Here is a 24,691-nt window from a genome sequence, read left to right as displayed (position 1 = left end):
GGTGAGATGTACGCCCGCCACCCTGGACGGCGTACGGCCGTGCGGGTGCCGTGAACGGGCCGGGACGCGTCATGTCGTCCCGGCCCGTTGCCGTCACACCCGCCCCGGCGGGACCCGCGTCAGGGAGCCTCGGGCCCGGCGCCGTCCACCGGGACCACCTGCTTCTCCTCCGCGAACAGACACGCCGAGTCGTGCGCGGCCGGGCCGGTGGCGAGCCGGAACTCCGCCGGGACCGCCAGCTGCGGCACCTCCAGCGCGCACCGCTCCCGTGCCTTCCAGCACCGGGTGCGGAACCGGCACCCGGAGGGGATGTCGGTGGGCGAGGGCACGTCCCCGCTGAGGATGATCCGCTCCCGGTGCTCACGCGCCTCCGGGTCCGGGACCGGCACCGCCGACAGCAGCGCCTGGGTGTAGGGGTGCGTGGGGTGGTCGTAGATCTCGGCGTCCCGGCCGATCTCCACGATCCGCCCGAGGTACATCACCCCGACCCGGTCGGAGATGTGCCGCACGATGGACAGGTCGTGCGCGATGAACACGTACGACAGCTCGAACTCGCTCTGGAGCCGGTCCAGCAGGTTGATCACCTGGGCCTGCACCGACACGTCCAGCGCGGAGACGGGTTCGTCGGCGACGATCACCTCGGGGCGCAGCGCGAGCCCCCGCGCGATGCCGATGCGCTGGCGCTGCCCGCCGGAGAACTGGTGCGGATAGCGGTTGACGTACTCCGGGTTGAGCCCCACGACGTCCAGCAGCTCCTGCACCCGGCGGCGCCGGTCGCCCTTGGGCGCGGCCTCGGGGTGGATCTCGTACGGCTCCCCGATGATGTCCCCGACCGTCATGCGCGGGTTCAGCGAGGTGTACGGGTCCTGGAAGACCATCTGGATGTTGCGGCGGACGGCCTTCAGGGCACGGCCGGACAGCTTGGTGATGTCCTCGCCCTTGTAGCGGATCGCACCGGCCGTGGGGCGCTCCAGGTTGCAGAGCAGCTTGGCGACGGTGGACTTGCCGCAGCCGGACTCGCCCACGATGCCGAGGGTCTCGCCCCGGCCGAGGGTGAAGTCCACGCCGTCCACCGCCTTCACGGCGCCGATCTGCTTCTTGAAGAGGACGCCCCGCGTCAGCGGGTAGTGCTTGACGAGGCCGTCCACCTCCAGAACGGGTTCAGCGGGTGCGCTCATCGAGGCACTCCCTCCAGAAGTGGCAGGCGCTGCCGCGCTCGGCCGAGACCTCGTGCAGCGGGGGTTCGTCGGTACGGCACTCGTCGCGGGCCATCGGGCAGCGGGGGTGGAAGGCGCAGCCGGCCGGGATGTGCATCAGGTTGGGCGGCAGGCCCTTGATGGCGTACAGCTCCTGGCCCTTCTGGTCCAGGCGCGGGATGGAGTCGAGCAGGCCGCGGGTGTAGGGGTGGGCGGGAGCCTTGTAGATGTCGTGCACGGGGGCGGTCTCGACGATGCGGCCCGCGTACATCACGGCGATCCGGTCGGCCACGTCCGCGACCACACCGAGGTCGTGGGTGATGAGGATGAGGCCCATCCGGTACTCGCGCTGCAACTCCGCGAGCAGGTCCATGACCTGGGCCTGCACGGTGACGTCGAGGGCGGTGGTGGGCTCGTCCGCGATGATCAGCGCGGGCTCCAGGGCCAGCGCCATCGCGATCATGATGCGCTGGCGCATACCGCCGGAGAACTGGTGGGGGTAGTCCCGCACCCGCTGGGCGGCGCCGGGGATGCGCACCCGGTCCATCAGCTCGACCGCCCTGGCGCGGGCGTCCTTGCGGGACATGCCCCGGTGCACCTCGAACATCTCGCCGAGCTGGTCGCCCACCGAGAGCACGGGGTTGAGGGCGGACAGCGCGTCCTGGAAGATCATCGCCATCCGCGCGCCCCGCACCTTGCGGCGCTCCTCCTCCTTCAGGGTCAGCAGGTCCTGCCCCTGGAAGAGGATCTCCCCGCCGGTGATCCGGCCGGGCGGGGAGTCCAGGATGCCCATCACCGCCTGCGCGGTCACCGACTTGCCGGACCCGGACTCGCCCAGCACGGCGAGGGTCTCCCCCGCGTCCACGGAGTACGACACCCCGTTGACGGCGCGGGCGACACCGTCCCGGGTGCGGAACTCCACGTGCAGGTCGCGTACGTCGAGCAGCATGGGCGCGGTCACCTCAGCTTCGGGTCGAGGGCGTCGCGCACCGCGTCGCCGAGCATGATGAACGCCAGGACCGTGACGGCGAGCGCTCCGGAGGGCCACAGCAGGGCGTGCGGGGCGTTGCGGATGTACGGGGAGGCGGCGGAGATGTCGATGCCCCAGGAGACGCTCGGGGGTTTCAGGCCGACGCCGAGGTAGGACAGGGTCGCCTCCAGCGCGATGTAGGTGCCGAGCGCGATGGTCGCCACGACGATGACGGGCGCGACGGCGTTGGGCGCGATGTGCCGCAGCAGCATCCGGGAGTTGGAGGCGCCGAGGGCGCGGGCGGCCTGGACGTAGTCGTTCTGCCGGGCGGTGATGACGGAACCGCGCGCGATGCGGGAGATCTGCGGCCAGCCGAGCAGCACCATGAACCCGATGACCGGCCAGACGGTGTTGCTGGTGACCACGGAGAGCAGCACCAGACCGCCCAGCACCACCGGGATGGCGAAGAAGATGTCGGTGAGCCGGGACAGCAGCGAGTCCCCGAGGCCGCCGAAGAACCCGGCGAGTCCGCCGAGCACCGAGCCGAGGATCGAGACCCCGAGGGTGGCGAGGACGCCGACGGTGACGGAGGTGCGGGCGCCGTACACGGTCCGGGTGTAGACGTTGCAGCCCTGTCCGTCGTAGCCGAAGGGGGCACCGGGGCCCGCGCCGTCCTGGGACTTGGCGAGGTCGCACGCGAGCGGGGAGCCGGAGGCGATGGCCGAGGGCCACAGGGAGATGAAGACCAGGAAGAGGATGACCAGCGCGGAGACGATGAAGACGGGGTTGCGCCGGAGGTCCCGCCAGGCGTCGGACCACAGCGAGCGCGGCTTGCCCTGCGGGCCGGTGCCGAGCGGTCCGCCGGGTGTCTTCTCCAGGGTCTCCGCCTCACCGGCCGCGAGGTCCATCGCGCCGCCCGCGCCGGTACCGGCGATCACGCGGTCGGGCTCGTAGGGCTGCTCAGGCATAGCGGATCCTCGGGTCGAGTACGGCGTAGAGAAGATCGACGATGAGGTTGGCGACCAGGAAGACCAGCACGAGGACGGTCACGAAGCCGACCACGGTCTGGGTGTTCTGCCGCACGATGCCCTGGTAGAGCTGGTAGCCGACGCCGTGGATGTTGAAGATCCGCTCGGTGACGATGGCGCCGCCCATCAGCGCGCCGATGTCGGTGCCGATGAAGGTGACGACGGGGATCAGGGAGTTGCGCAGCAGGTGCCGGGTGACGACCCGGCGCCGGGGCAGGCCCTTGGCGACTGCGGTGCGGACGTAGTCGGAGCGGCGGTTCTCCGCGATGGAGGTCCGGGTGAGCCGGGTGACGTACGCCAGTGAGACGGAGGCGAGGACCAGGCCGGGCAGGATCAGCTCCCCGAAGTTCGCCTCGGCGGAGACCGACGGCTCGACCCAGTGCCACTCGACCCCGAAGAGCAGTTGCAGCACCAGACCGGTGACGAACACGGGCACCGAGATGACGATCAGGGTGAGCACCAGCACCACGGTGTCCACGGGCTTGCCGCGCCGGGTGCCGGTGAGCACGCCGAGCGTGATGCCGACGACGATCTCGAAGAGGATGGCGACGACGGTCAGCCGGATGGTGACCGGGAACGCCGAGGCCATCAGGTCGATGACGGGCTCCCCGTTGAACGCGGTGCCGAAGTCACCGGTGAACAGGTTGCCCATGTAGGTGACGTACTGCTGCCAGACCGGCATGTCGAGGCCGAACTCGCGCTTGAGCTGGGCGGCGGTCGCCGGGTCGCAGGCGCGGTCGCCGCAGAGCCCGGCGACGGGGTCGCCCATGACGTTGACCATGAGGAAGATCAGCAGGGTGGCCCCGATGAACACGGGGATCATCTGGAGCAGACGCCGGACGATGTACCGGCCCATCAGCCACTGACCTTGATCTCGTTGTAGACGGGCACGCTGAACGGGTTCAGCTCGACGTCGGACAGCCGCTGGGAGTACCCGGCGCTGCCGTTCTGGTACCAGAGCGGGATGGCCGCCATGTTGTCGCGCAGTACGCCCTCGGCCTGCTGGAAGAGGGCGTTGGCCTTGGCCGGGTCGCCCTCGGCGTTGGCCCGGTTGACCAGGGTGTCGAACTCCTTGTTGGACCACTTGCCGTCGTTGGAGGACGCGCCCGTGTAGTAGAGCGGCTGGAGGAAGTCCTGGATGAGCGGGTAGTCCATCTGCCAGCCCGCGCGGAAGGGGCCGGTCAGCTTCTCCTGGCCGATCTGGTTGCGGAAGTCGGCGAAGGTGCCGACGGGGTTGCCGACGCACGCCTTGTCGTTGTCGAGGGCGTTGTTGATGGAGTTGCAGACGGCGTCCACCCACTCCTTGTGCGAGCCGGTGTCCGCGTTGTACGTGATCTTCACCTGGCCGCCGGGGATGCCACCGCCCTCCTCGATCAGCTTCTTCGCCTGCGCGGGGTCGTAGTCGCAGGCCGTGCCGCACAGCCCGGCCTTGTAGCCGCCCGCGGTGCCGAGGACGGGCGAGGTCCAGTCGGTGGCGGGGGTGCGGGTGCCGAGGAAGATCGTCTCGGTGATCTGCTTGCGGTTGATCGCCTTCGACAGACCCGTGCGGACCTTCTCCGAGCCGGGCTGGTTCCACGCCTTGTCGTAGAAGGGGAACGCGATGGTCTGGATGATCCCGGCGGGCGTGTTGATGTAACGGTTCCCCAGGTCGCTCTTGACGTTCTTGAGCTGGGCGGCGGGGATGTCGTCCACGAGGTCGAGGTTGCCGGCCAGCAGGTCGGTGTACGCGGTGTTGTTGTCGGTGTAGACGGTGAGCGTCACCCCGCCGTTGCGCGCCTTGTCGGCACCGGGGTAGCCGTCCCACTTCTTGAGGTACATCTGCGCGCCGCGCGTGTACGACTCGATGGTGTACGGCCCGTTGCCGACCGGCTTCTTCAGCCAGGCGGCGTGGTCGGTGAAGAAGGAGCGGGGCAGCGGGGCGAAGGCCGCGTAGCCGAGGGTGTCGGGGAAACCGGAGAACTTCTGGTTCAGCCGCACGGTGAAGGTCAGGTCGTCCACGACCTTCAGCCCGGACAGCGTCTCCGCGGTCTGCGCCCCGCTGTCGGGGTGCACCTTGTCGTAGCCGTCGATGTACCCGAAGAAGTACGCGTTCTTCTGGTTGTTCTTCAGGCTCGCGCCGTAGTTCCAGGCGTCCACGAAGGACGCGGCGGTGATCTTCTCCCCGTTGGAGAAGGTCCAGCCGCTCTTGACCTTGATCGTGAAGTTCTGCGAGTCGTCGCTGTCGATGCTCTGCGCGAGCATGTTCTCGGCGGCGGCGGTCTTCGGGTTGTACTTCTTCAGCCCCCGGAAGATCATGTCGAGCACTTTGCCGCCCTGCACCTCATTGGTGTTGGCAGGCTCCAGCGGGTTCTGCGGATCGCCCCAGGAAGCGGTCAGCACGGCACCGCCGCCGCCCCCGCCGCCGTTCCCCCCGCCCCCGCAGCCGGTCGCCCCGAGCACCACGGCCGCCGCTACGGCGACCCAACGGGCGCACGTGATTCCACGCATGCGCTGCCTCCTCCTGAGCGTGCCGTACGCCGTGACCACGACGCACCTTGCAGCCGAGTATTGACATATAACGCACAATCCGCACATCCAGGGCGCCCACCAGCCGCTCCCCGCCCACCCGTTCAGCCGCACCCCTCCGGTCGGCCGGGATGCCCGGCGGCCGGTGCGGACGGGGACGCGCGCCGAGGGCGGCCGGGTCGGCAGCCCCCTCGACGCGGCGTCAGCCTCTCACCTGCGAGGCTTCACCGGACTGGACCAATGTCCCTGTGCGGACCGTCAGAAACGGCGTTTCCGCAGGCCAAGCCCCCTATCGGAGTCGTTGACGCGTGCAGATCAGCGCTGATAGACAGGCTCATCAACCCGGCCGGCCCGCATACTTCCGGCCCTCCCCGGGCAGTCCGACAGGCAGTCCGGCAGGCGGTTGCCGTGCGAGCGATGACGTGAGGGCACGAGTGATGAGCACCCAAGAGCACGACGGCACGGAGGCGTTGCGCACGCCCGGCCCCTCGTCCCCGATCCGACGTCTCGCCTCCGCCGCGGCGGTGCTGGCGCTCGGCGCGGGGCTCGCCGGTCCGCTCGGCCCGGCACCGGCCCGCGCCGAGGCGGCCCCCGCGGGCAGGACCCTCACGGTCGCCGTGGCGCAGAGCGTGGACTCGCTCAGCCCCTTCCTCGCCGTCCGCCTGGTCAGCACCAGCATCCTGCGGCTCACCTACGAGTACCTGACGGACTACGACCCCGGCGACGCGCACCCGGTGCCCGGTCTCGCCACCTCCTGGAAGCCCTCCGCCGACAAGCTGACCTGGACTTACACGATCCGCTCGGACGCCACGTGGTCCGACGGGCAGAAGGTCACCGCGAACGACGCGGCCTGGACCTTCGACAAGATGATGACCGACCAGGGCGCGGCCACCGCCAACGGCAGCTTCGTCAGTAACTTCCGCGAGGTCTCGGCGCCCTCCCCCACCCGGCTCGTCATCAAGCTGAAGAAGCCTCAGGCCACGATGACGGCCCTGGACGTGCCGATCGTGCCCGAGCACATCTGGAAGAACGTCAAGGACTTCTCCAAGTTCAACAACAACAGCACCTTCCCGGTCGTCGGCGACGGCCCCTTCACTCTCACCGACTACAAGCCCGACAGCTATGTGCGGCTCAAGGCCAACAAGAGCTTCTGGCGCGGCGCCCCCAAGTTCGACCAGCTGGTCTTCAAGTACTACAAGGACCAGGACGCGGCCGTCGCCGCACTGCGCAAGGGCGAGGTCTCGTTCGTCGCCGGCTCCCCCTCGCTCACCCCCGCCCAGGCCGCCTCCCTCAAGGGTGACAAGAACATCCGGGTGAACGACGCACCGGGCCGCCGCTTCTACGCCATCGCCACCAACCCCGGCGCCCGCGCGAAGAACGGGCAGAAGTTCGGCGACGGCGCCCCCTCCCTGCTGGACGAGCGGGTCCGGCACGCGCTGTTCCTCGCGGTGGACCGGAAGGCCATCGTGGACAAGGTCTTCCAGGGCCACGCCGTCGAGGGCCAGGGCTACATCCCGCCGCGCTTCTCCACGTACTTCTGGAAGCCGGACGGCAGCCAGGCGCTCGGCTACGACCCCACGAAGGCCGGACAGCTGCTCGACCAGGCGGGGTACAAGAAGAACAGTGACGGCAGGCGCGTCGGCAAGGACGGCAAGCCGCTGAACTACCGCGTGCTGTGCCACGCCACCGACCCCAACGACAAGGCGGTCGGGCAGTACCTCAAGGAGTGGTGGGGCAAGCTCGGCATCGGCATGACGCTGGACTGCCTGGACAACGTCACCGACCCCTGGCTCGCCGGGAAGTACGACCTCGCCTTCGACGGCTGGTCGGTCAACCCCGACCCCGACTTCGTCCTCTCCATCCACACCTGCGGCGCACTCCCCGCCACCCCCAAGGACACCGGCGCCACCGACAACTTCATCTGCGACAAGACGTACGACGACCTCTACGCGAAGCAGCTGGCGGAGTACGACCCCACCCGTCGGGCCGATCTCGTCAAGCAGACCGAGTCGCGGCTGTACGACCTCGGGTACATGAATGTCATGGCGTACCCGAACGCGGTCGAGGCGTACCGCACGGACCAGATCAAGTCCATCGAGACCATGCCGAAGGCGGCCGGCAACATCTACGGCCAGGACGGCTACTGGAGCTGGTGGTCGGCGGTGCCCACCGCGTCCGGCCCCTCCTCCGGCGGCTCCTCCTCCACCGGCCTCGTCATCGGCATCGCCGCCGCCGTGGTGGTGGCCGCCGGTGCGGGACTCCTGATCGCCCGGCGCCGCGGCGCCACGGCCGACGACCGCGAGTAGCCCATGCCGCTCCGTCCCACGCACCCGAAGGCGGTCCGTCTTGTCCGCTGACACCGCCATGCCCGAGGCGGAGGTCCCGGGGCCGCTCACCGGCCCCGAGGCCCGCCGCCGTGGCCCGGGCACCTGGACCGGCTACCTCCGCTACGGCGCCGGCAAGCTCGGCGGCGCCCTGGTCTCGCTGTTCGCGGTCCTGGTCACCGGCTTCTTCCTGTTCCGTCTGATCCCGGGCGACCCGGTCAAGACCATGACCGGAGGCCGCCAGGTCTCCGCCCAGCAACTCGCCGCATACCGCCGGGAGTTCGGCCTCGACCTGCCACTGTGGCAGCAGTTCACCGACTACTGCGGCAAGGCACTCACCGGCGACCTGGGAACCTCGTACCAGTTCCACGTCCCGGTGCTGGACAAGATCACCGAGGCACTGCCCAACACCCTGCTGCTGACCGGCACCGCGTTCGTCCTCTACACCGCGCTCGGCATGTACCTGGGCACCCGCTCGGCCTGGCGGCACGGCAGGCTCGGCGACCGGGTCAACACCGGCCTGGCGCTGACCCTGTACTCGCTGCCGTCCTTCTGGCTCGGCCTGCTGCTCATCATCGTGTTCGCGGTCGGCCTCGGCCCGATCCCCGGCCTCTTCCCCACCGGTGGCATGGAGTCCGGCGAGGGCGGCGGTTTCGCGCATGTACTGGACGTCGCCCACCATCTGGTGCTGCCGGTGATCACCCTCGTCGCCGTGGAGTACGGGCAGACCCTGCTGGTCACCCGCTCCGCGCTGCTGGACGAGATGGGCAGCGACTACCTCGTCACCGCCCGTGCCAAGGGCATGCGGGACGATCAGGTCCGCCGCAGGCACGCGGTACCCAACGCGCTGCTGCCGACCGTCACCCTGGTCTTCGTCAACCTCGGCCGCACGGTGGCCGGTGTGATCCTGGTGGAGACGGTGTTCTCCTGGCCCGGTCTCGGCGGCCTCTTCTACCAGGCGCTGAGCGTCCCCGACCTGCCGCTCGTACAAGGCCTGTTCCTCTTCTTCGCCTCTGCGGTGATCATCATGAACACACTGGCCGATCTGGTCTATCCGCTGCTCGACCCCCGGGTGGGCCGATGAGCGCTGAAGCCCTCGCCCCCGGAACCGGCCCGGGTCCCGGACCCCGCGCCCTGGCCCGGCAGCGCCGCCGCCGCTCGGCGGCCCGGTTCTGGCAGCAGTACCGCACGCACCGCGCCGGTCTCGTCGGACTGGCCGCGCTGGTCCTCTTCGCCCTCCTCGCGCTGACCGCGCCGCTGACCGCCGGCTCCGGCGTGTCCGGGGTGACCGACGCCCCGGGCGCCCCGCTGGAGGCGCCGAGCGGCCACTTCCCGCTCGGCACCGACCGGTTCGGCCGCGACCTGCTGGGGCTCCTGGTCTGGGGCTCCCGGGTCTCCCTGCTGGTCGGCCTGCTCGCCGCGGTGCTCTCGGTCGCCATCGGCGCCGTCGTCGGCATCACCGCCGGACACTTCAAGGGGACGTACGCGACCGTGGTGATGCGGGTGACCGACTGGTTCCTCGTCATGCCGACGCTGGTCCTCGCCATCGCGCTGGCCACCGTGATGTCCCGCTCGCTGGGCACGGTCGTCCTCGCCATCGGCGTCACCTCCTGGCCCACCACCGCCCGGCTGGTGCGGGCCCAGACACTGGCCGTGGAGTCCCGCCCCTACATCGAGCGGGCCACCGCGCTGGGCGGCGGCCACTGGCACGTGATGACCCGGCACGTGCTGCCCAACGTCATGCCGCTGGTGCTGGCGCAGACCACCCTGATGGTCTCCTCCTCGATCCTGTCCGAGGCCACCCTCGCCTTCCTCGGCCTCGGTGACCCGACGGTCGTCTCCTGGGGCGGGCTGCTCCAGGACGCACGGGAGGCGGGCGCCGTCAGCGCGGGCGACTGGTGGTACCTGCTGCCACCGGGCATCGCCATCGCGCTGGTCGCCCTGGCTTTCACCCTGTGCGGGCGGGCTGTCGAGTCCGTGCTCAACCCCCGGCTGGGAGCGAACCGTTGAACCTCCTCGACATCCGGAACCTGACCGTCACCTATCCGGGCGGCGCACAGGCCGTACGGGGCGTGGACCTGTCGGTGGCGGCCGGGCAGAAGCTGGGCATCGCCGGTGAGTCCGGCTGCGGCAAGTCCACCCTCGCCCTCGCGCTGCTGCGGCTGCTTCCGCCCGGCACGAAGGTGGGCGGCGAGATCCTGCTCGACGGCGAGGACGTGCTGACCATGCGCTGGGGCCGGGTGCGGGCCGTGCGCTGGGCGGGCGCCTCCATCGTCTTCCAGGGCGCCATGCACTCGCTCAACCCGGTGCACCGGGTCGGTGAGCAGATCGCGGAACCCGTCCTGCTGCACGGCCGCGCCACCCCGGGCGCCGCCCGCCGCCGCGCCGCCGAACTGCTGGAGCAGGTCGGACTGCCCGCCGCGCGGGCGGCGGCGTACCCGCACGAGCTCTCCGGAGGGCAGCGGCAGCGCGTGATGATCGCTATGGCGCTGGCCTGCGACCCGCAGCTCGTCGTGGCGGACGAACCGACCACCGCCCTGGACGTGATGATCCAGGCCCAGATCCTGCGCCTGATCGAACGGCTCGTCGGCGAACAGAACGTGGCGCTCCTGATGATCAGCCACGACCTGGGCGTACTCGCCGACACCTGCGACCGGCTCGCGGTGATGTACGCGGGCCGCGTGGTCGAGGAGGGCCCGGCCCGCACCGTCCACGAGGACGCCCGCCATCCCTACGCCGAAGCGCTGTCGCTGGCGTTCCCGCACATCGGGGACCCCGCGTCCCGGTTCGCGCCGCGCGGGCTGCCCGGCGACCCGCCCGACCCCTTCGCGCTGCCCCCGGGCTGCGCCTTCCAGCCGCGCTGCCCGGTCGCCGTGGACGCCTGCGCCACCGAGGACCAGGCCCTGCGCGAGGTCGTACCGGGACGGCGGGCAGCCTGCCTGCACGTGCCCGCGCCGCTGCCCGGCCCGACGGCCGGCAGCGCGGAGACGAGGAGCACGGCATGACGACGACACCAGGACCGCTGCTCGGCGCGGAGGATCTGCACGTCACGTTCCCCGGCCGGCGCGGCGCGCCCGTCGCACGGGCCGTGGACGGCGTCGAACTCGATGTCCGGCCCGGCGAGATCGTCGCCCTGGTCGGCGAGTCGGGCTGCGGCAAGACCACCCTGGCGCGCTCCCTGCTCGGTCTGGTCCGCCCCACCCGGGGCCGCGTCCTGTTCGACGGCGAGCCCCTGGACTACTCCTCGAAGGCGCTCAGGGCCTACCGCCGCCGCGCCCAGCTCGTCCTCCAGGACCCCAGTGGGTCCCTCAACCCCCGGCACACCGTGTACGACGCGGTGGCGGAGGGGCTGCGCATCCACGGGTACGCCGGTGACGAACGCGCCGCGGTCGCCGGTGCGCTGTCCCGCGCGGGTCTGCGCCCACCGGAGCGGTTCTTCCTGCGCTATCCGCACGAACTGTCCGGCGGGCAGCGCCAGCGTGTGGTGATCGCCGGGGCACTCGTCCTGGAACCCGAACTCCTCGTCGCGGACGAGCCGGTGGCCTCGCTGGACGCCTCGGTGCGCGGCGAGATCCTGGCGCTCCTGCTCCGGCTGCGCACCGAACTGGGGCTCGCCTGCCTGGTCGTGACACACGACCTGGGGCTGGCCTGGAACATCGCCGACCGCGTCGCGGTGATGTACCTCGGGCGGATCGTGGAGACCGGTCCGGTGGAGGAGATCCTCACCTCGCCCCGGCACCCCTACACCCGGGCCCTGCTGTCGGTGCTGCCCGACGCACCCGGTGAGCCGGTGGTGCTGGCCGGCGAGCCCCCGGACCCGTCCCGCATCCCGTCCGGCTGCCGGTTCCGGCTGCGCTGCCCGGTGCTGGCGAGCGGCGTGGCCGAGGACGCGGGCGTCGCCGACCGCTGCCGCACGGATGACCCGGCCCGGCTGGACGGCGGCACCGCGGCCCAGGTGGCGTGCCACTGGGCGGGCACACGCGTGCCGTCCTGAGGCGCGGGCGTACGGAGGCGTGAAAGGGGCCCGGCACCTGGGATCAGGTACCGGGCCCCTTCCGTGTCACCTCGGAGGGTCACGCCGCGTGAACGACGTCCCTCTCCTCCGCGAAGTGGCAGGCCGACTCGTGCGCGGCCGGGGTGTCCTCGCCCTTGAACCGCTCGGGAACGGCCAGCAGCGGGATCTCCTGGGCGCACTTGTCCTGCGCCTTCCAGCACCGGGTGCGGAAGCGGCAGCCCGAGGGCGGGTTGGCCGGGGAGGGCACGTCACCGGTGAGGATGATGCGGTCGCGGTGCTCGCGGGCCTCCGGGTCCGGGACGGGGACCGCCGACAGCAGCGCCTGGGTGTAGGGGTGCGTCGGGTGGTCGTAGATCTGCTCGTCCGTGCCGATCTCGGCCATCGCACCGAGGTACATCACGCCGACCCGGTCCGAGATGTGCCGGACGATCGAGAGGTCGTGCGCGATGAACAGGTACGACAGGTTGAACTCGTTCTGCAGACGCTCCATCAGGTTGATGACCTGCGCCTGGACCGACACGTCGAGCGCGGAGACCGGCTCGTCGCAGATGATGATCTCGGGGTTGAGCGCGAGGCCGCGCGCGATGCCGATGCGCTGACGCTGGCCGCCGGAGAACTGGTGCGGATACCGGTTGATGTACTCCGGGTTCAGACCGACGACGTCGAGCAGCTCCTGCACCCTGCGGCGGCGGTCGCCCTTGGGCGCCACCTCCGAGTGGATGTCGAAGGGCTCCCCGATGATGTCACCGACCGTCATACGCGGGTTCAGCGAGGTGTACGGGTCCTGGAACACCATCTGGATGTTCCGGCGGACCGCCTTCAGGGCCCGCCCGGACAGCTTGGTGATGTCCTGACCCTTGTAGAAGATCTCTCCGGCGGTCGCCCGCTCCAGGTTCATCAGCAGCTTGGCGACGGTGGACTTGCCGCAGCCGGACTCGCCCACGATGCCCAGGGTCTCGCCCTGGTACAGGTCGAAGGAGATGCCGTCCACGGCCTTGACCGCGCCGATCTGCTTCTTGAACAGGATGCCCTGGGTGAGCGGGAAGTGCTTCTTCAGGCCGCGGACCTGAAGGATCGGCTCACCGCGCTCCACCGGCGCCTCGATGGCCCGTACGGCCTCCTCGTCGCTGTGGGCGTCCACGATCTCCACATCGGAGACGTTCGGGGTGGCGACCTGCGGCTCGTCGTTCTTGCTGAGCTCAGCCATGAAGCGTCTCCTTCCAGAAGTGGCACGCCGAGGAACGGCCGGGCAGTTCGCCGCCGTCGCGCTCGGTGACCGACAGCAGGTCGGGGACCTGCTGGGTGCAGATGTCCTGCGCCTTGGGACAGCGCGGGTTGAACGCGCAACCGGTCGGGATGCGCAGCAGGTTGGGCGGCAGACCCTTGATCGCGTACAGCTCCTGGCCCTTCTGGTCCAGGCGGGGGATCGAGTCCAGCAGACCACGCGTGTACGGGTGCGCGGGCCGCTTGTACAGCTCGTGCACGGGGGCCTGCTCCACGATCCGGCCCGCGTACATCACGGCGATCTTGTCCGCGACGTCGGCGACGACACCGAGGTCATGGGTGATCAGGATGAGACCCATGTTGTACTCGCGCTGCAACTCCGCGAGCAGATCCATGACCTGGGCCTGCACCGTGACGTCGAGCGCCGTGGTCGGCTCGTCGGCGATGATCAGGTCCGGCTCCAGGGCGAGCGCCATCGCGATCATGATGCGCTGGCGCATACCGCCGGAGAACTGGTGCGGGTAGTCGTTGACGCGGGCCGCGGCCGCCGGGATCTTCACCCGGTCCATCAGCTCGATGGACTTGGCCTTGGCCTCCTTCTTCGACATGCCCTTGTGGACCCGGAACATCTCGCCGAGCTGGTAGCCCACGGAGAGCACCGGGTTCAGCGAGCTGAGCGCGTCCTGGAAGATCATGGCGATACGGCTACCGCGGATACGGCGGCGCTCGTCGGCGGACATCTTCAGCATGTCCTGGCCCCGGAACCGGATCTCGCCCTGCGGGATGACCGCCGGGGGCATGTCCAGGATGCCCATGATCGCCTGCGCGGTCACGGACTTGCCGGACCCGGACTCACCGAGCACGGCGAGCGTCTCACCGGCGCTGACGTCGTAGTTCACGCCGTTCACAGCCCGCACGACGCCATCGCGCGTACGGAACTCCACGTGCAGGTCACGCACATCGAGCAACGGCCCCGAGAAGGAGTCGGCGCCCGCGGGAGCGGGACTGGTGTCTTCGATGATCGTCACGTACGCCTCCCTCAGCGCAGCTTCGGGTCGAGGGCGTCGCGAACCGCGTCGCCGAGCATGATGAAAGCGAGCACGGTGATGCTCAGCATGGCACTGGGGAAGAACAGCACGTGCGGCGCGGTACGGATGACCGTCTGGCCGGACGAGATGTCATTGCCCCAGGACACGGCACTCGGCGGAAGACCGATACCGAGGTAGGAGAGCGTCGCCTCGGTGGCGATGTAGCCGCCGAGAGCGATGGTGGAGACGACGATCACCGGGGCGACGGCGTTCGGCAGGATGTGCCGGAACAGGATGCGCCCGGTGCCGGCGCCGAGGGCGCGGGCCGCCTGGACGAAGTCCTGCTGCTTGACGGTGATCACTGAGCCGCGCATCACGCGGGCGATCTGCGTCCAGCCCAGGAGCACCATCGCCACGACCACGGACCACACGGTGCGGTGGGTGAAGGCGTTCAGGATGACGATCGCGCCGAGAAGCAGTGGCACACCGAAGAACACGTCGGTGAGACGGGAGAGAAGCGAGTCGAGCCAGCCGCCGTAGTAGCCGGCGAACATGCCGACCAGGGCACCGAGCACGGCCACACCGAACGTGGTGCACACGCCGACGATGATCGACGCACGAGCGCCGTAGAGGACGCGCGAGTAGACGCTGCGGCCTTGGCCGTCATAGCCGAACCAGTCGGCCTGGCCTATGTGGCTGTAGTTGGGCGGCTTCAGGTAGTGGTGCGCCAGGTCGGCGAACTTCGGGTCCACGGAGGTGAACAGGCTGGGGACGGCCGCGATCACCAGCAACAGCAGGATGAGGAGGCCCGACACCACGAAGACGGGGTTGCGCCTCAGGTCGCGCCAGGCGTCGGACCAGAGGCTGCGGGGCCTGTCCTGGGAGGGGTTGGGGGCCGCCTCGGTGGCGACTTTGTCCTCCAGCGCGGTTTCAGTGGTGAGTGCCTCAGACATAGCGGATCCTCGGGTCCAGGGCGGCGTACAGGAGATCGACGACGAGGCTGGTGACCAGATAGATGATCACGAGCACGGTCACGATGCCGACCACCGTCGCGTTGTCGGACTGGTTGATCGACCGGTAGAGCTCGTTGCCGATGCCATGCACGTTGAAGATGCCCTCGGTGACGATGGCGCCGCCCATGAGCGCGCCCAGGTCGGTGCCGAGGAAGGTGACCACGGGGATCAGCGAGTTGCGCAGCAGGTGGACCCCGATGACACGGCGACGCGGCAGGCCCTTCGCCACAGCGGTGCGGATGTAGTCGGCGCGCATGTTCTCGGCGATGGAGGTGCGGCTGAGACGCGCCACGTACGCGAAGGACAGCGATCCGAGTACGACGCCCGGCAGGATCAGCTGACTGATGTCGTTGGAGTCCTGGACGGTCGGCGTCACCCAGCCGAGCTGGTTGCCGAAGACCGTCTGGAAGATGTAGCCGAGGACGAAGACCGGGACGGAGATCAGCAGGAGCGTGAGCCCCAGCACGAACTTGTCCGCGATCTTGCCGCGGTTGAGGCCGGAGAGGAGGCCCAGAGCCAGACCGATCACGATCTCGATGGCGAAGGCGACCAGCGCGAGCCGGAGGGTGACGGGGAAGGATTCGCCGATCACGTCCGTGACCTTGCGTCCCGTCACGAAGCTCGTCCCGAAGTTCCCCGTGAAGACGTTGCTGATGTAGTGCCAGTACTGCAGCAGCACAGGCCGGTCGAACCAGTACTCGTGCCGGAGCTGGTTCAGGGCCACGGGATCGACGGGGCGGTCGCCCCACAGCGCCCGGACAGGGTCTCCGGGCAGGGAATACACCATCAGAAAGATGAGCAGAGTGGTCCCGATGAACACCGGGATCATCTGGAGCAGTCGCCGCGCGACGTAGCGCCCCATCGAGCCTCCATTTTCAGCCGCTGCGATGGCCGGCCCTGCCGCGCTTCCTGCGTGGGGGGTGGTCGGTCCGGCCAGCGGGTTCTTGAACGGTGGGCGCCCGCGGGTCTCCCGCGGGCGCCTCGGTGAAACGACCGTTGCGGCCTGTTACTTCTTGTAGACCTCGACGTCGGTGAAGACCGGCTTGCCGAAGGTGTCGTAGCTGACGTTCGTGACGTTCTCGGAGTAACCCGCGTTCGTCTTGTAGTACCAGAGCGGGATCGCCGGCATGTCCTTGTACAGGGCGGCCTCGGCCTCCTGGTACAGCTTCACCGACTCTTCCAGCGTGGCCGCCTTGTCAGCCTTGGCAGCGAGCTTGTCGAAGTCCTTGTTGGAGTAGCCGCCCTCGTTGCCCGCCGCCGTGGAACCGTACAGGTCCTTCAGGAAGTTGGCGTTCAGCGGGTAGTCCTGCACCCAGCCGGAGCGGTAGAGGCTCTGGACCTTCTTCTTGGTACGGACATCGAGGGCCGTCTTGAAGTCGGCCTTCGCGTCCCCGTCGCACTTGACGCCGGTGTTCTGGGTGATGTTGGCGCAGACGGCCGTCACCCATTCCTTGTGGCCACCGTCGGCGTTGTAGAGGATCGAGATCGACGCGTTGGCGCCGTCGGCCTCCTGCACGAGCTGCTTGGCCTTGGCCGGGTTGTACGAGCAGGCTTCGCCACAGGCGTTGGCCTTGTAACCGTCCACGGCCGGCGGCACGAAGCCGGTGGCCGGGGTACGGGAACCGGCGAGCACCGTCTTGGTGATGGTGGCACGGTCGATGGCCATCGAGAGGCCCTCGATGAACTTCGCGTGGTCCTTCACGTTCTTGATGGCCGGGGCGTACTCGGCGACCGCGATGGTCTGGATCGCGTTCTGCGGGGCGTCCACCGCGCGCTTGCCGAGGTCCTGGTGGTACTTGGCCATGTCGGTCGGAGCGACCTGGTCGAGCACGTCCAGGTTGTTCGAGACCGCGTCCTGGTAGGCCGCCTCGGACGTCGTGTAGAACTTGAAGTCGATGCCGCCGTTCTTCGGCTTCGGCCCCGCGTACTTGGCGTACGTCTTCGTGAGGAAGTCCTTGTTGTGGTTCCACTTCACGAACTCGTACGGGCCGTTGCCGACGGGCTCCTGACCGTACTTCTTCGGGTCGGAGTAGAAGGCCTTGGGCAGCGGGTAGAACGCGCTGTAACCCAGCTTGTAGGTCCAGTACGGCGCCGGGTTGGCGAGCTTCACCTTGATGGTGTAGTCGTCCGGGGTCGTGAGACCGGACATCTTGTCGGTCTTGGGCGAACCCTTGTCCGGGTGAACGTCGCTGTAGCCCTGGATGTCGGAGAACCAGGACGCGTTCTGCTGCGCGTTCTTGGTGTCGGCGCCCCAGTTCCAGGCATCGACGAAGGAGTGCGCGGTGACCGGCTCGCCGTTGTGGAACGTCCAGCCCTTCTTCACCTTGATCGTGTAGTCGCTGGGACCGTTCTGCTCGATGGACTGGGCGACCAGGTTCTCGAGCTTGCCCGACTTGGGGTTGTAGTCGGCCAGACCACTGAAGAGGGCGTCGGTGATACGGCCACCACCGGTCTCCATCACGTTGGCCGGCTGGATCGGGTGCTGGGGCTCGTTGCTCTGGTAGCTGAAGACCCCGCTGGGGTCAACGGCCTTCGCCTTGCCGTCATTGCCCGACGAGCTGTTCCCACCACAGGCGGTAGCTGCCAGCGCCACAACCCCGGCTATCGCGACCCACTTGGCGCTCTTCGCACCGCGCATGGGTTCCTCCTCATGAGTCCAATGGTTCACCGCATGGAGGAGCACAGGACATGGCACCGTCACCGGTGCCGGAAAGAGTCGAGTGCCCCCGCGCTCGTGAGTCGGGAACCATCCGCCGGCGGATGACCCGTTCGTCCGAGCTCTACGCGCCTAACTATCTGCCATGAGCGAAGCGTGGAACCACACCCCATAGGTCTCGGTTCGATCACACCTGTCGCGCAGATGTCCCGAAATCCGGACAAAGGGTTTGCAGAAAGATCCCTCCGAAACGGACTTGTTACACATCTATCGGCGTGAGCCGTCCGTATTCCGGACACGGGAGTTTGATTAACCACTTGCGATTACAGTGCCTGCCATACGGGGGCGCTTCGCCATGCCCGCCGGGCACCGCCGCCCCGTCGGGACGGACGGGCACGGGTCGAACGGCACAGTAGTGGCGGCCACGCCGGCATGGGGGTCCGGCGGCGCATCGTAGGGTCATCCCTCGGTCCCCGAGCGGAAACCTCCGCTCACGGCGGGGACATACGGGACTCCGGGTGTCACGGACGCGGGGCAGCGAACGGGCCGGGCACTCCGTCAGGGAGTGCCCGGCCCGCTGCCGTCAGGCCACGGCAGGCCGTGTCAGCCGTTCTTCGCCCGGCTGGCCGCACGGGCGCGCTCGCGGCCGTCCAGGTTCACCTTGCGGATGCGGACGGCCTCCGGGGTCACCTCGACGCACTCGTCGTCGCGGCAGAACTCCAGGGACTGCTCCAGCGACAGCTTGCGCGGCGGGACGATCGCCTCGAAGGAGTCGGCGGAGGAGGAGCGCATGTTGGTGAGCTTCTTCTCCTTGGTGATGTTGACGTCCATGTCGTCGGAGCGGGAGTTCTCGCCGACGATCATGCCCTCGTACACCTCGGTGCCGGGGTCGGTGAACAGCACGCCGCGCTCCTGGAGGTTCGTCATGGCGAACGCGGTGACGGCGCCGGAGCGGTCGGCGACCAGGGAGCCGTTGTTACGGGTCTGGAGCGTGCCGAACCACGGCTCGTGGCCCTCGTGGATGGAGTGGCCGATGCCGGTGCCGCGGGTCTGCGTCAGGAACTCGGTACGGAAGCCGATGAGACCGCGCGAGGGCACCACGAACTCCATGCGCACCCAGCCGGAGCCGTGGTTGGACATGTTGTCCATGCGGCCCTTGCGGACGCCCATGAGCTGGGTGACGGCGCCCATGTGCTCCTCGGGCACGTCGATCGTCATGCGCTCGACGGGCTCGTGCACCTTGCCGTCCACCTCACGGGTGACGACCTGCGGCTTGCCGATGGTCAGCTCGAAGCCCTCGCGGCGCATCTGCTCGACCAGGATGGCCAGCGCCAGCTCACCGCGGCCCTGCACCTCCCAGGCGTCGGGACGCTCGGTGTCCAGGACGCGCAGCGAGACGTTGCCGACCAGCTCGCGGTCGAGGCGGTCCTTGACCTGACGGGCGGTCACCTTGCGGTCCTTGACGACGGCCTTGGCGTCCGCGCCCTTGCCGGTGGCACCCCGGCCGACCAGCGGGGAGGTGTTGGTGCCGATGACCATCGAGATCGCGGGCTCGTCCACCGTGATCAGCGGCAGCGCGACCGGGTTCTCCGGGTCGGCCAGCGTCTCGCCGATCATGATCTCCGGGATACCGGCGACCGCGCAGATGTCACCCGGACCGGCCTTCTCGGCGGGCTTGCGGGTCAGCGCCTCGGTCATCATCAGCTCGGTGATGCGCACGTTGGCGATCGAGCCGTCGCGCTTGATCCAGGCGACCGTCTGGCCCTTGCGCAGCTCGCCCTGCTCGACACGGAGCAGCGCGATACGGCCGAGGAAGTTGTCGGCGTCCAGGTTGGTGACGTGCGCCTGGAGCGGGGCGGCCTCGTCGTAGACGGGGGCCGGGATGTGCTCCAGGATCGTGGAGAAGAACGGCTCCAGGCTGGTGGAGTCCGTCGGGACCGTGCCGTCGGCGGGCTTGGTCAGCGAGGCGACGCCGTCCCGGCCGCAGGCGTAGACGATCGGGAACTCGATCTGCTCCTCGTCCGCGTCCAGGTCGAGGAAGAGGTCGTACGTCTCGTTGACGACCTCGTCGATCCGGGAGTCGGGGCGGTCCGTCTTGTTGATGCAGAGGATGACGGGCAGCCGCTGCTGGAGCGCCTTGCGGAGCACGAAGCGGGTCTGCGGCAGCGGTCCCTCGGAGGCGTCCACGAGCAGGACGACGCCGTCCACCATCGACAGACCGCGCTCGACCTCACCGCCGAAGTCGGCGTGGCCGGGGGTGTCGATGATGTTGATCGTGATCGGGTCCCCGCCGTCCTTCGGGTGGTACTTGACCGCCGTGTTCTTGGCGAGGATCGTGATGCCCTTCTCACGCTCCAGGTCGTTGGAGTCCATCACCCGGTCATCGACGGAGTCGAGCTGGTGGGCGGCGAACGCCCCGGCCTGCTTCAGCATGCCGTCAACGATGGTGGTCTTGCCGTGATCGACGTGGGCGACGATGGCGACGTTTCGGATGTCGTGGCGCGTGGCCATAGTGCGGCGTACTCCCGGTGTTGAGGAAGGCCAATCGCGTACGTCCGATGTGACGCGGGGGCCCTGCCGGGCTTGACATGCCACGGCCTCACCCCATGTTACGTGGCCCCGGGGGGACGAGCCTCCCCGGGGCCACGGGCGGCGGCGGACGGCCGGGGTCCTCCCGGCCGTCCGGCGGTCAGCTCTTCGACGGGCTCGGGGCGACGCTCGCGCCCTTGCGCAAGAAGCCCATGTCCTCGAAGACGGGCGTCTGGAACCCGAAGGCACCCGCGTTGACCAGGTTCTTCCGCGTGCCGACCAGCTGGGGACGCTGGTAGAGCGGGATGGAACCGGCGGTGGCCCAGATACGGGAGTCGGCCTTGCGGATCAGCTCGCGGGCCGCGCCCTCGTCCAGCGTGGTCCCGGCCTGGTCGAAGAGCTGATCGACCTGGTCGGTGCCGACGCGGGTGAAGTTCTGCTCGACGTTGACGGAACCGTCGGCGGCGGCGACCGGCTTGGCGTAGATCGGCCGGGCGTCGGTGGCGGGGAAGGCGGACCCCGGCCAGGAGTACAGCGCGAGGTCGAAGTCGCCGGAGGCGATGTGGTCCTTGAAGTAGCTGGCGTCGGACACCTTGGTGACCGTGGTGGAGATGCCGACCTTCTCCAGCATCGCGGAGATCCGCAGGGCGACCGTGTTCAGCGTCTCGGAGCCCGGCCCGGAGGGGAGCACGAAGCGCAGCGCCAGCGCCTTGCCGTTCTTGGCGAGCGGCCCCGCGACCGCGCCCGCCGGGGCGGCGGTGCCCTTCGGGGCGTACGCGCCGGGGGCGCCGCCGGAGTACTGTCGGCCGCCGTCCTGCGCGAGGTGCTTGCCGCCCTCGTCGCCGGGCGCGTGGTCGTGGCCGTTCTTGTCGTCCTCGCCGACGATGTACTCGCCTTCCTTGCCGCCGTCGGACGCGTCCTCGTCACCGTCCTTGCCGTGCTCCGGCCCGGCGGCCTTCTCGCCCTTCTTCTGCTCCTTCACCGGCCCCCCGGCCACCCACCCGGCGTCGGTCAGCAGCGCCTGCGCCTCCTTGGTGTCCTGCGCGCCGAGGGCCCCGCTGTTGTCGGTGTACGCGTCCTGCCCGGAGAGCGCGAGGTGGCTGCCGACCGGTACGGCGGGCAGGCCGAGCGGGGTGAGGACGAGCTTGGCCAGCTCCTCGCGGTCCAGCGCGCGGGCCACGGCCCGGCGGACCCGCTCGTCCGCGAGCACCCCGTCGGAACCGTTCAGGGCGAGCTGGGTGTACGCGGGCTCCAGCGACTTGCGGACCTCGAAGCCCTGGAGCTTCTCCTGCTGGTCGAGGTACTGGGTGACGGCCCGGTTCAGCTTCTTCTCGCCGACCTTCACCTTCTTCTCCGGGAAGCCGTGCTCCAGCGCCCAGGCGCGCAGCTTCTTCACCGAGGTCTTGCCGGACCCCTGGAACGGGGTGCCGCTGTCGCCGGTGGCCGCGAGCCTGATCCGCTCGGCCTCGGCGGGGTCGATGTCCGCGAGGTCCACGGTGCCGTCCGCGAGGGCGGCGGCCCGCTTGTCGCGGCCCACCGAGTGCAGCACGATCTCGCTCAGCTTGGCGGGCTCGCCCCACCAGCGCGGGTTGCGGGTGAGGACGACGTCCTTGGCGGCCGTGTCCACCTTGTCCAGCTTGAACGGCCCGGCGGTGACGGCCAGCTTGCGGCGGGCGCCGTCGTTGAAGGCGTCCGGGGTGCCCATGACGTCCTTCGGGTACAGCGGGGAGAACAGCGACTTCCAGTCGGCGTACGGCCGCGAGAACGTGACCCGCACCTCCAGGTCGTTCGCGCCCCGCTCGATCTTCTCGATGCGGTCGTACCCGGCGTTGCGGGCGGTCCAGTACGCGCTGTCCTTGCCGGACAGGGCCCGCCACTGGGCGACGAAGTCGGCGGCGCCGATCTCGCGTCCGTCGCTCCAGACGGCCTGCTGGTTCAGCTTGTACAGCACGACCTGGCGCGGTTCGGTGCCGATGACCTTCGCGGACTCCAGGTAGGCGGGGTTCGCCACCGGGCGGCCGTTCGTGTCGAGCCGGAACATCGACGGCAGTACGGCCTGCGCGACCCGGGTGGTGCCCTCGTCGGCGTCCGCCTGGTAGACGTTCAGCGTCTCCGGTACGGCGTCCACCGCCCACTTCAGTGTGCCGCCCTCGGCGACCTTGTCCCGGCTCACCAGGTCGATGTCCTGCGCGGCCAGCGGGCGGCTGGGCTTCTCGTCCGCGCCGCAGCCGCTGAGAAGGGGCACCGCGAGAACGCCAGCGGTGAGGAAGGCGACCGAGCGCATCACAGCGCGCAGGCCGACGCCGTCGTGGGACATCTCTGGTACCTCCGGGTAGCCGCGGGCGACAAGATCACTTTTGGCGGTATATGGAGCTGATCAGATCTATCCGCCCACTGAAGAGGACCCATCCCGCCCCACGTGTCAGACACGACGCGTCCCGCCCCAAACCCCACCCGTGCGGCGGAACGATCCGCCACCGGGGGGTACGGGTTCCGGGCGCGCGGGGAACCGCGCGAGCAGGGCAGCGCGGGGCGCCGATCAAGCAGGGCCGGGCGCGGAGGTTGGCGGCGCGGGGAACCGAGCGAACGGTCGCAACGGACCCGCACTCGACCGGCAGGGGACCGCTCGCGGCAACCCACACCTCCCCATACCCTCCCAAATGTGAAGCCCCGAGCCCGCCGGAAAGACATACGCGTACGCACGGCCCACGCCGCGACCGGCGCCGTCATGGGCCTCACCTGGCTGACCCTCCCCCTCCTGACTCCCCCGCCCCCCGCTCCGGCCATCTCCACCCCCCACCCGCACCACACGACCACCACCGCGCCCGAACCGGACCGGACGGCGGACCTCCTCCCCCTCCTGGTCGCCGCCACCGCCCTCGGCTTCGCCGCGTACACCCACCGCCGCCGCACTCGCAGGGCAGGCACCCGCACCACCCCCGCCCTCGTCTCCCCGGCCCCACCCACCCCGACCCCCCTGGAGAGCGAACGCCAGACGAGAGCCGCGCTGGTCCGGACGGACGACTGCATACGCACCAGCGAAGAAGAACTCTCTTTCGCTGCAACCCAGTTGGCCCCGGACACCCTGGCCCCCTTCACGGACGCCCTCCGCCGGGCCCATACGGAGTTCTCCGCGGCGGCGGCCATCTGGCGCCGCTACGAGGAGTCCGGGGCGACGGACACGAACACCCGCCGCCACGCGCAGACCGGCGTTCTGGGCCGCTGCGCGGAAGCGGGCCGTCTGCTGGACGCCCGGGCGGACCCCCTGGACCGCCTGCGCGCACTGGAGGAGGCCCCGGCCCGCCCCCTCGCCCGCGCGGAGTCCCGTTTCCGGGCCCTGACCCCCCGCACGGCCGCCGCCTCGGCCACCACCGCGGAACTGCGCCGACTCCACACCCCCTCGGCCGTCACCGGCATCGCGGGGTACGTCGAACAGGCCAAGGACAGACTGGTGTTCGCCACCGCCCGCCTCAACGAGTCGCATCAGCGGGCGGATCGGGGCGAGCCGTACGACGCGGCCCGCCAACTCCGCGCGGCGGAGGGTGCCGTCGTACAGGCGGAGGTGCTGATCGGGGCCGTGGAGCGCTTGGCCGCCGCGCTCCGGGAGGCCGCCGCCCTTGTACCACCGGCCCTGACCGCCGCCGAGAGCCACCTCGGCGGCGTCCGCGCGGGCCGCGCCCCCGCCGCCGTCGCCTCCGCCGACCTGGCCGCCCGCCTGGCCCGCGCCGACGCGGCACTGGCCGCCGTACGCACCGGACTGACCTCGGGTCCGTACGACCCGCTGGACGCGCTGCGGTGGATCGTACGGGCGGTGGAGGACCTGGAGACGGGGCTGCCGGGCGCGCTGCGGGCGGCGGCGCGGCTGGTGGCGGGTACGGCGGTCGCGGCGGCCGACGACTTCGTGGGCGTGCACCGGGGAGTGACCGGGGCGCGGGCGCGGGCCCGGCTGTCGGCAGCCCAACGCGCCCTGGATTCGGAGAATTTCGTGGACGCGGACACGCTGGCCGGTGAGGCGCGCGAGCTGGCCGAGCGGGACGTACTGGCGCACAGCGCCCCGGACACCGCGGCACACCAGCGCGCGGCGGGCGGTCTGGCGGGCGCGGTGCTGGGCGGTGTGCTGCTCGCCGAGGAGCCGGACGCCGGTCCCCCGGCCTGCTTCGGCGGCCCGGAGACCCGCGCCCGCCGCCGCGCCCGCTGAGCGGG

The 24,691-nt window shown here is 69.9% G+C and carries 18 protein-coding genes; 6 read left to right on the top strand and 12 right to left on the bottom strand.

Annotated features, from left to right (window positions below):
- Nucleotides 1-119: 119 nt before the first annotated feature.
- The 5 genes from KUM39_RS01705 to KUM39_RS01685 are packed head-to-tail and all read right to left on the bottom strand — an operon-like array spanning nt 120 to nt 5,681.
- The gene (locus KUM39_RS01705) at nt 120-1,178 is read right to left on the bottom strand and encodes an ABC transporter ATP-binding protein (protein WP_217783527.1); all 1,059 of its coding nucleotides are present in this window, start codon (nt 1,176-1,178) and stop codon (nt 120-122) included.
- Entirely contained in the window at nt 1,162-2,145 is a 984-nt protein-coding gene (locus KUM39_RS01700; RefSeq protein WP_217783526.1) for an ABC transporter ATP-binding protein, read from the bottom strand. Before KUM39_RS01700 ends, KUM39_RS01705 begins: the two co-directional genes overlap by 17 nt.
- An 8-nt stretch (nt 2,146-2,153) precedes the next feature.
- Entirely contained in the window at nt 2,154-3,134 is a 981-nt protein-coding gene (locus tag KUM39_RS01695) for an ABC transporter permease (protein ID WP_217783525.1), read from the bottom strand.
- Nucleotides 3,127-4,050 carry an ABC transporter permease gene (locus KUM39_RS01690; protein WP_217783524.1) on the bottom strand — a complete coding sequence of 308 codons (924 nt, stop codon included), beginning with the start codon at nt 4,048-4,050 and terminating at the stop codon, nt 3,127-3,129. Before KUM39_RS01690 ends, KUM39_RS01695 begins: the two co-directional genes overlap by 8 nt.
- Nucleotides 4,050-5,681, bottom strand: a complete 1,632-nt coding sequence (locus tag KUM39_RS01685) for a peptide ABC transporter substrate-binding protein (RefSeq protein WP_217783523.1) — start codon at nt 5,679-5,681, stop codon at nt 4,050-4,052. Before KUM39_RS01685 ends, KUM39_RS01690 begins: the two co-directional genes overlap by 1 nt.
- A gap of 455 nt (nt 5,682-6,136) precedes the next feature.
- Here KUM39_RS01685 and KUM39_RS01680 point away from each other — a divergent pair, with 455 nt between their 5' ends.
- From KUM39_RS01680 to KUM39_RS01660, 5 genes are read left to right on the top strand one after another with little or no spacing between them, the layout of a single operon-like run.
- Nucleotides 6,137-8,005 carry an ABC transporter substrate-binding protein gene (locus tag KUM39_RS01680; RefSeq protein WP_217783522.1) on the top strand — a complete coding sequence of 623 codons (1,869 nt, stop codon included), beginning with the start codon at nt 6,137-6,139 and terminating at the stop codon, nt 8,003-8,005.
- A gap of 58 nt (nt 8,006-8,063) precedes the next feature.
- The gene (locus tag KUM39_RS01675) at nt 8,064-9,107 is read left to right on the top strand and encodes an ABC transporter permease (protein ID WP_372455704.1); all 1,044 of its coding nucleotides are present in this window, start codon (nt 8,064-8,066) and stop codon (nt 9,105-9,107) included.
- Complete coding sequence (locus KUM39_RS01670) at nt 9,104-10,033, top strand: ABC transporter permease (protein ID WP_217783520.1); 930 nt, start codon at nt 9,104-9,106, stop codon at nt 10,031-10,033. The genes KUM39_RS01675 and KUM39_RS01670 overlap by 4 nt, the downstream gene beginning before the upstream one ends.
- Nucleotides 10,030-11,028, top strand: coding sequence for an ABC transporter ATP-binding protein (locus tag KUM39_RS01665; protein ID WP_217783519.1), 999 nt, complete (start codon nt 10,030-10,032; stop codon nt 11,026-11,028). The genes KUM39_RS01670 and KUM39_RS01665 overlap by 4 nt, the downstream gene beginning before the upstream one ends.
- Nucleotides 11,025-12,017, top strand: coding sequence for an ABC transporter ATP-binding protein (locus KUM39_RS01660; RefSeq protein WP_217783518.1), 993 nt, complete (start codon nt 11,025-11,027; stop codon nt 12,015-12,017). Before KUM39_RS01665 ends, KUM39_RS01660 begins: the two co-directional genes overlap by 4 nt.
- Before the next feature lie 79 nt (nt 12,018-12,096).
- Here KUM39_RS01660 and KUM39_RS01655 read toward each other — a convergent pair whose 3' ends face one another.
- The 7 genes from KUM39_RS01655 to KUM39_RS01625 form a co-directional block, all read right to left on the bottom strand.
- Entirely contained in the window at nt 12,097-13,245 is a 1,149-nt protein-coding gene (locus KUM39_RS01655; RefSeq protein WP_217783517.1) for an ABC transporter ATP-binding protein, read from the bottom strand.
- Nucleotides 13,238-14,290 (bottom strand): ABC transporter ATP-binding protein, encoded by a 1,053-nt coding sequence (locus KUM39_RS01650; protein ID WP_217783516.1) that lies wholly within the window; start codon nt 14,288-14,290, stop codon nt 13,238-13,240. The genes KUM39_RS01655 and KUM39_RS01650 overlap by 8 nt, the downstream gene beginning before the upstream one ends.
- Before the next feature lie 11 nt (nt 14,291-14,301).
- Nucleotides 14,302-15,243, bottom strand: a complete 942-nt coding sequence (locus KUM39_RS01645) for an ABC transporter permease (RefSeq protein WP_217783515.1) — start codon at nt 15,241-15,243, stop codon at nt 14,302-14,304.
- Nucleotides 15,236-16,165: an ABC transporter permease gene (locus KUM39_RS01640; protein ID WP_217783514.1), complete on the bottom strand. Its 930-nt coding sequence runs from the start codon at nt 16,163-16,165 to the stop codon at nt 15,236-15,238. Before KUM39_RS01640 ends, KUM39_RS01645 begins: the two co-directional genes overlap by 8 nt.
- 144 nt (nt 16,166-16,309) lie before the next feature.
- A complete protein-coding gene (locus KUM39_RS01635; RefSeq protein WP_217783513.1) occupies nt 16,310-17,941 on the bottom strand; it encodes a peptide ABC transporter substrate-binding protein in 1,632 nt (543 codons plus the stop codon).
- A 621-nt stretch (nt 17,942-18,562) separates the two neighbouring features.
- A complete protein-coding gene (typA, locus tag KUM39_RS01630; RefSeq protein ID WP_217783512.1) occupies nt 18,563-20,470 on the bottom strand; it encodes a translational GTPase TypA in 1,908 nt (635 codons plus the stop codon).
- 178 nt (nt 20,471-20,648) lie between these two features.
- The gene (locus tag KUM39_RS01625; protein WP_217783511.1) at nt 20,649-22,805 is read right to left on the bottom strand and encodes an ABC transporter family substrate-binding protein; all 2,157 of its coding nucleotides are present in this window, start codon (nt 22,803-22,805) and stop codon (nt 20,649-20,651) included.
- Nucleotides 22,806-23,150: 345 nt separating this feature from the next.
- On the opposite strand from KUM39_RS01625, the gene KUM39_RS01620 reads away from it, so the two are divergent.
- Nucleotides 23,151-24,686, top strand: a complete 1,536-nt coding sequence (locus tag KUM39_RS01620) for a hypothetical protein (protein WP_217783510.1) — start codon at nt 23,151-23,153, stop codon at nt 24,684-24,686.
- The last annotated feature ends 5 nt before the right edge of the window (nt 24,687-24,691 follow it).

Source organism: Streptomyces corallincola (assembly GCF_019104725.1).
Classification (GTDB): Bacteria; Actinomycetota; Actinomycetes; order Streptomycetales; family Streptomycetaceae; genus Streptomyces; species Streptomyces corallincola.
This window is presented reverse-complemented; position numbering and strand designations above follow the sequence as displayed.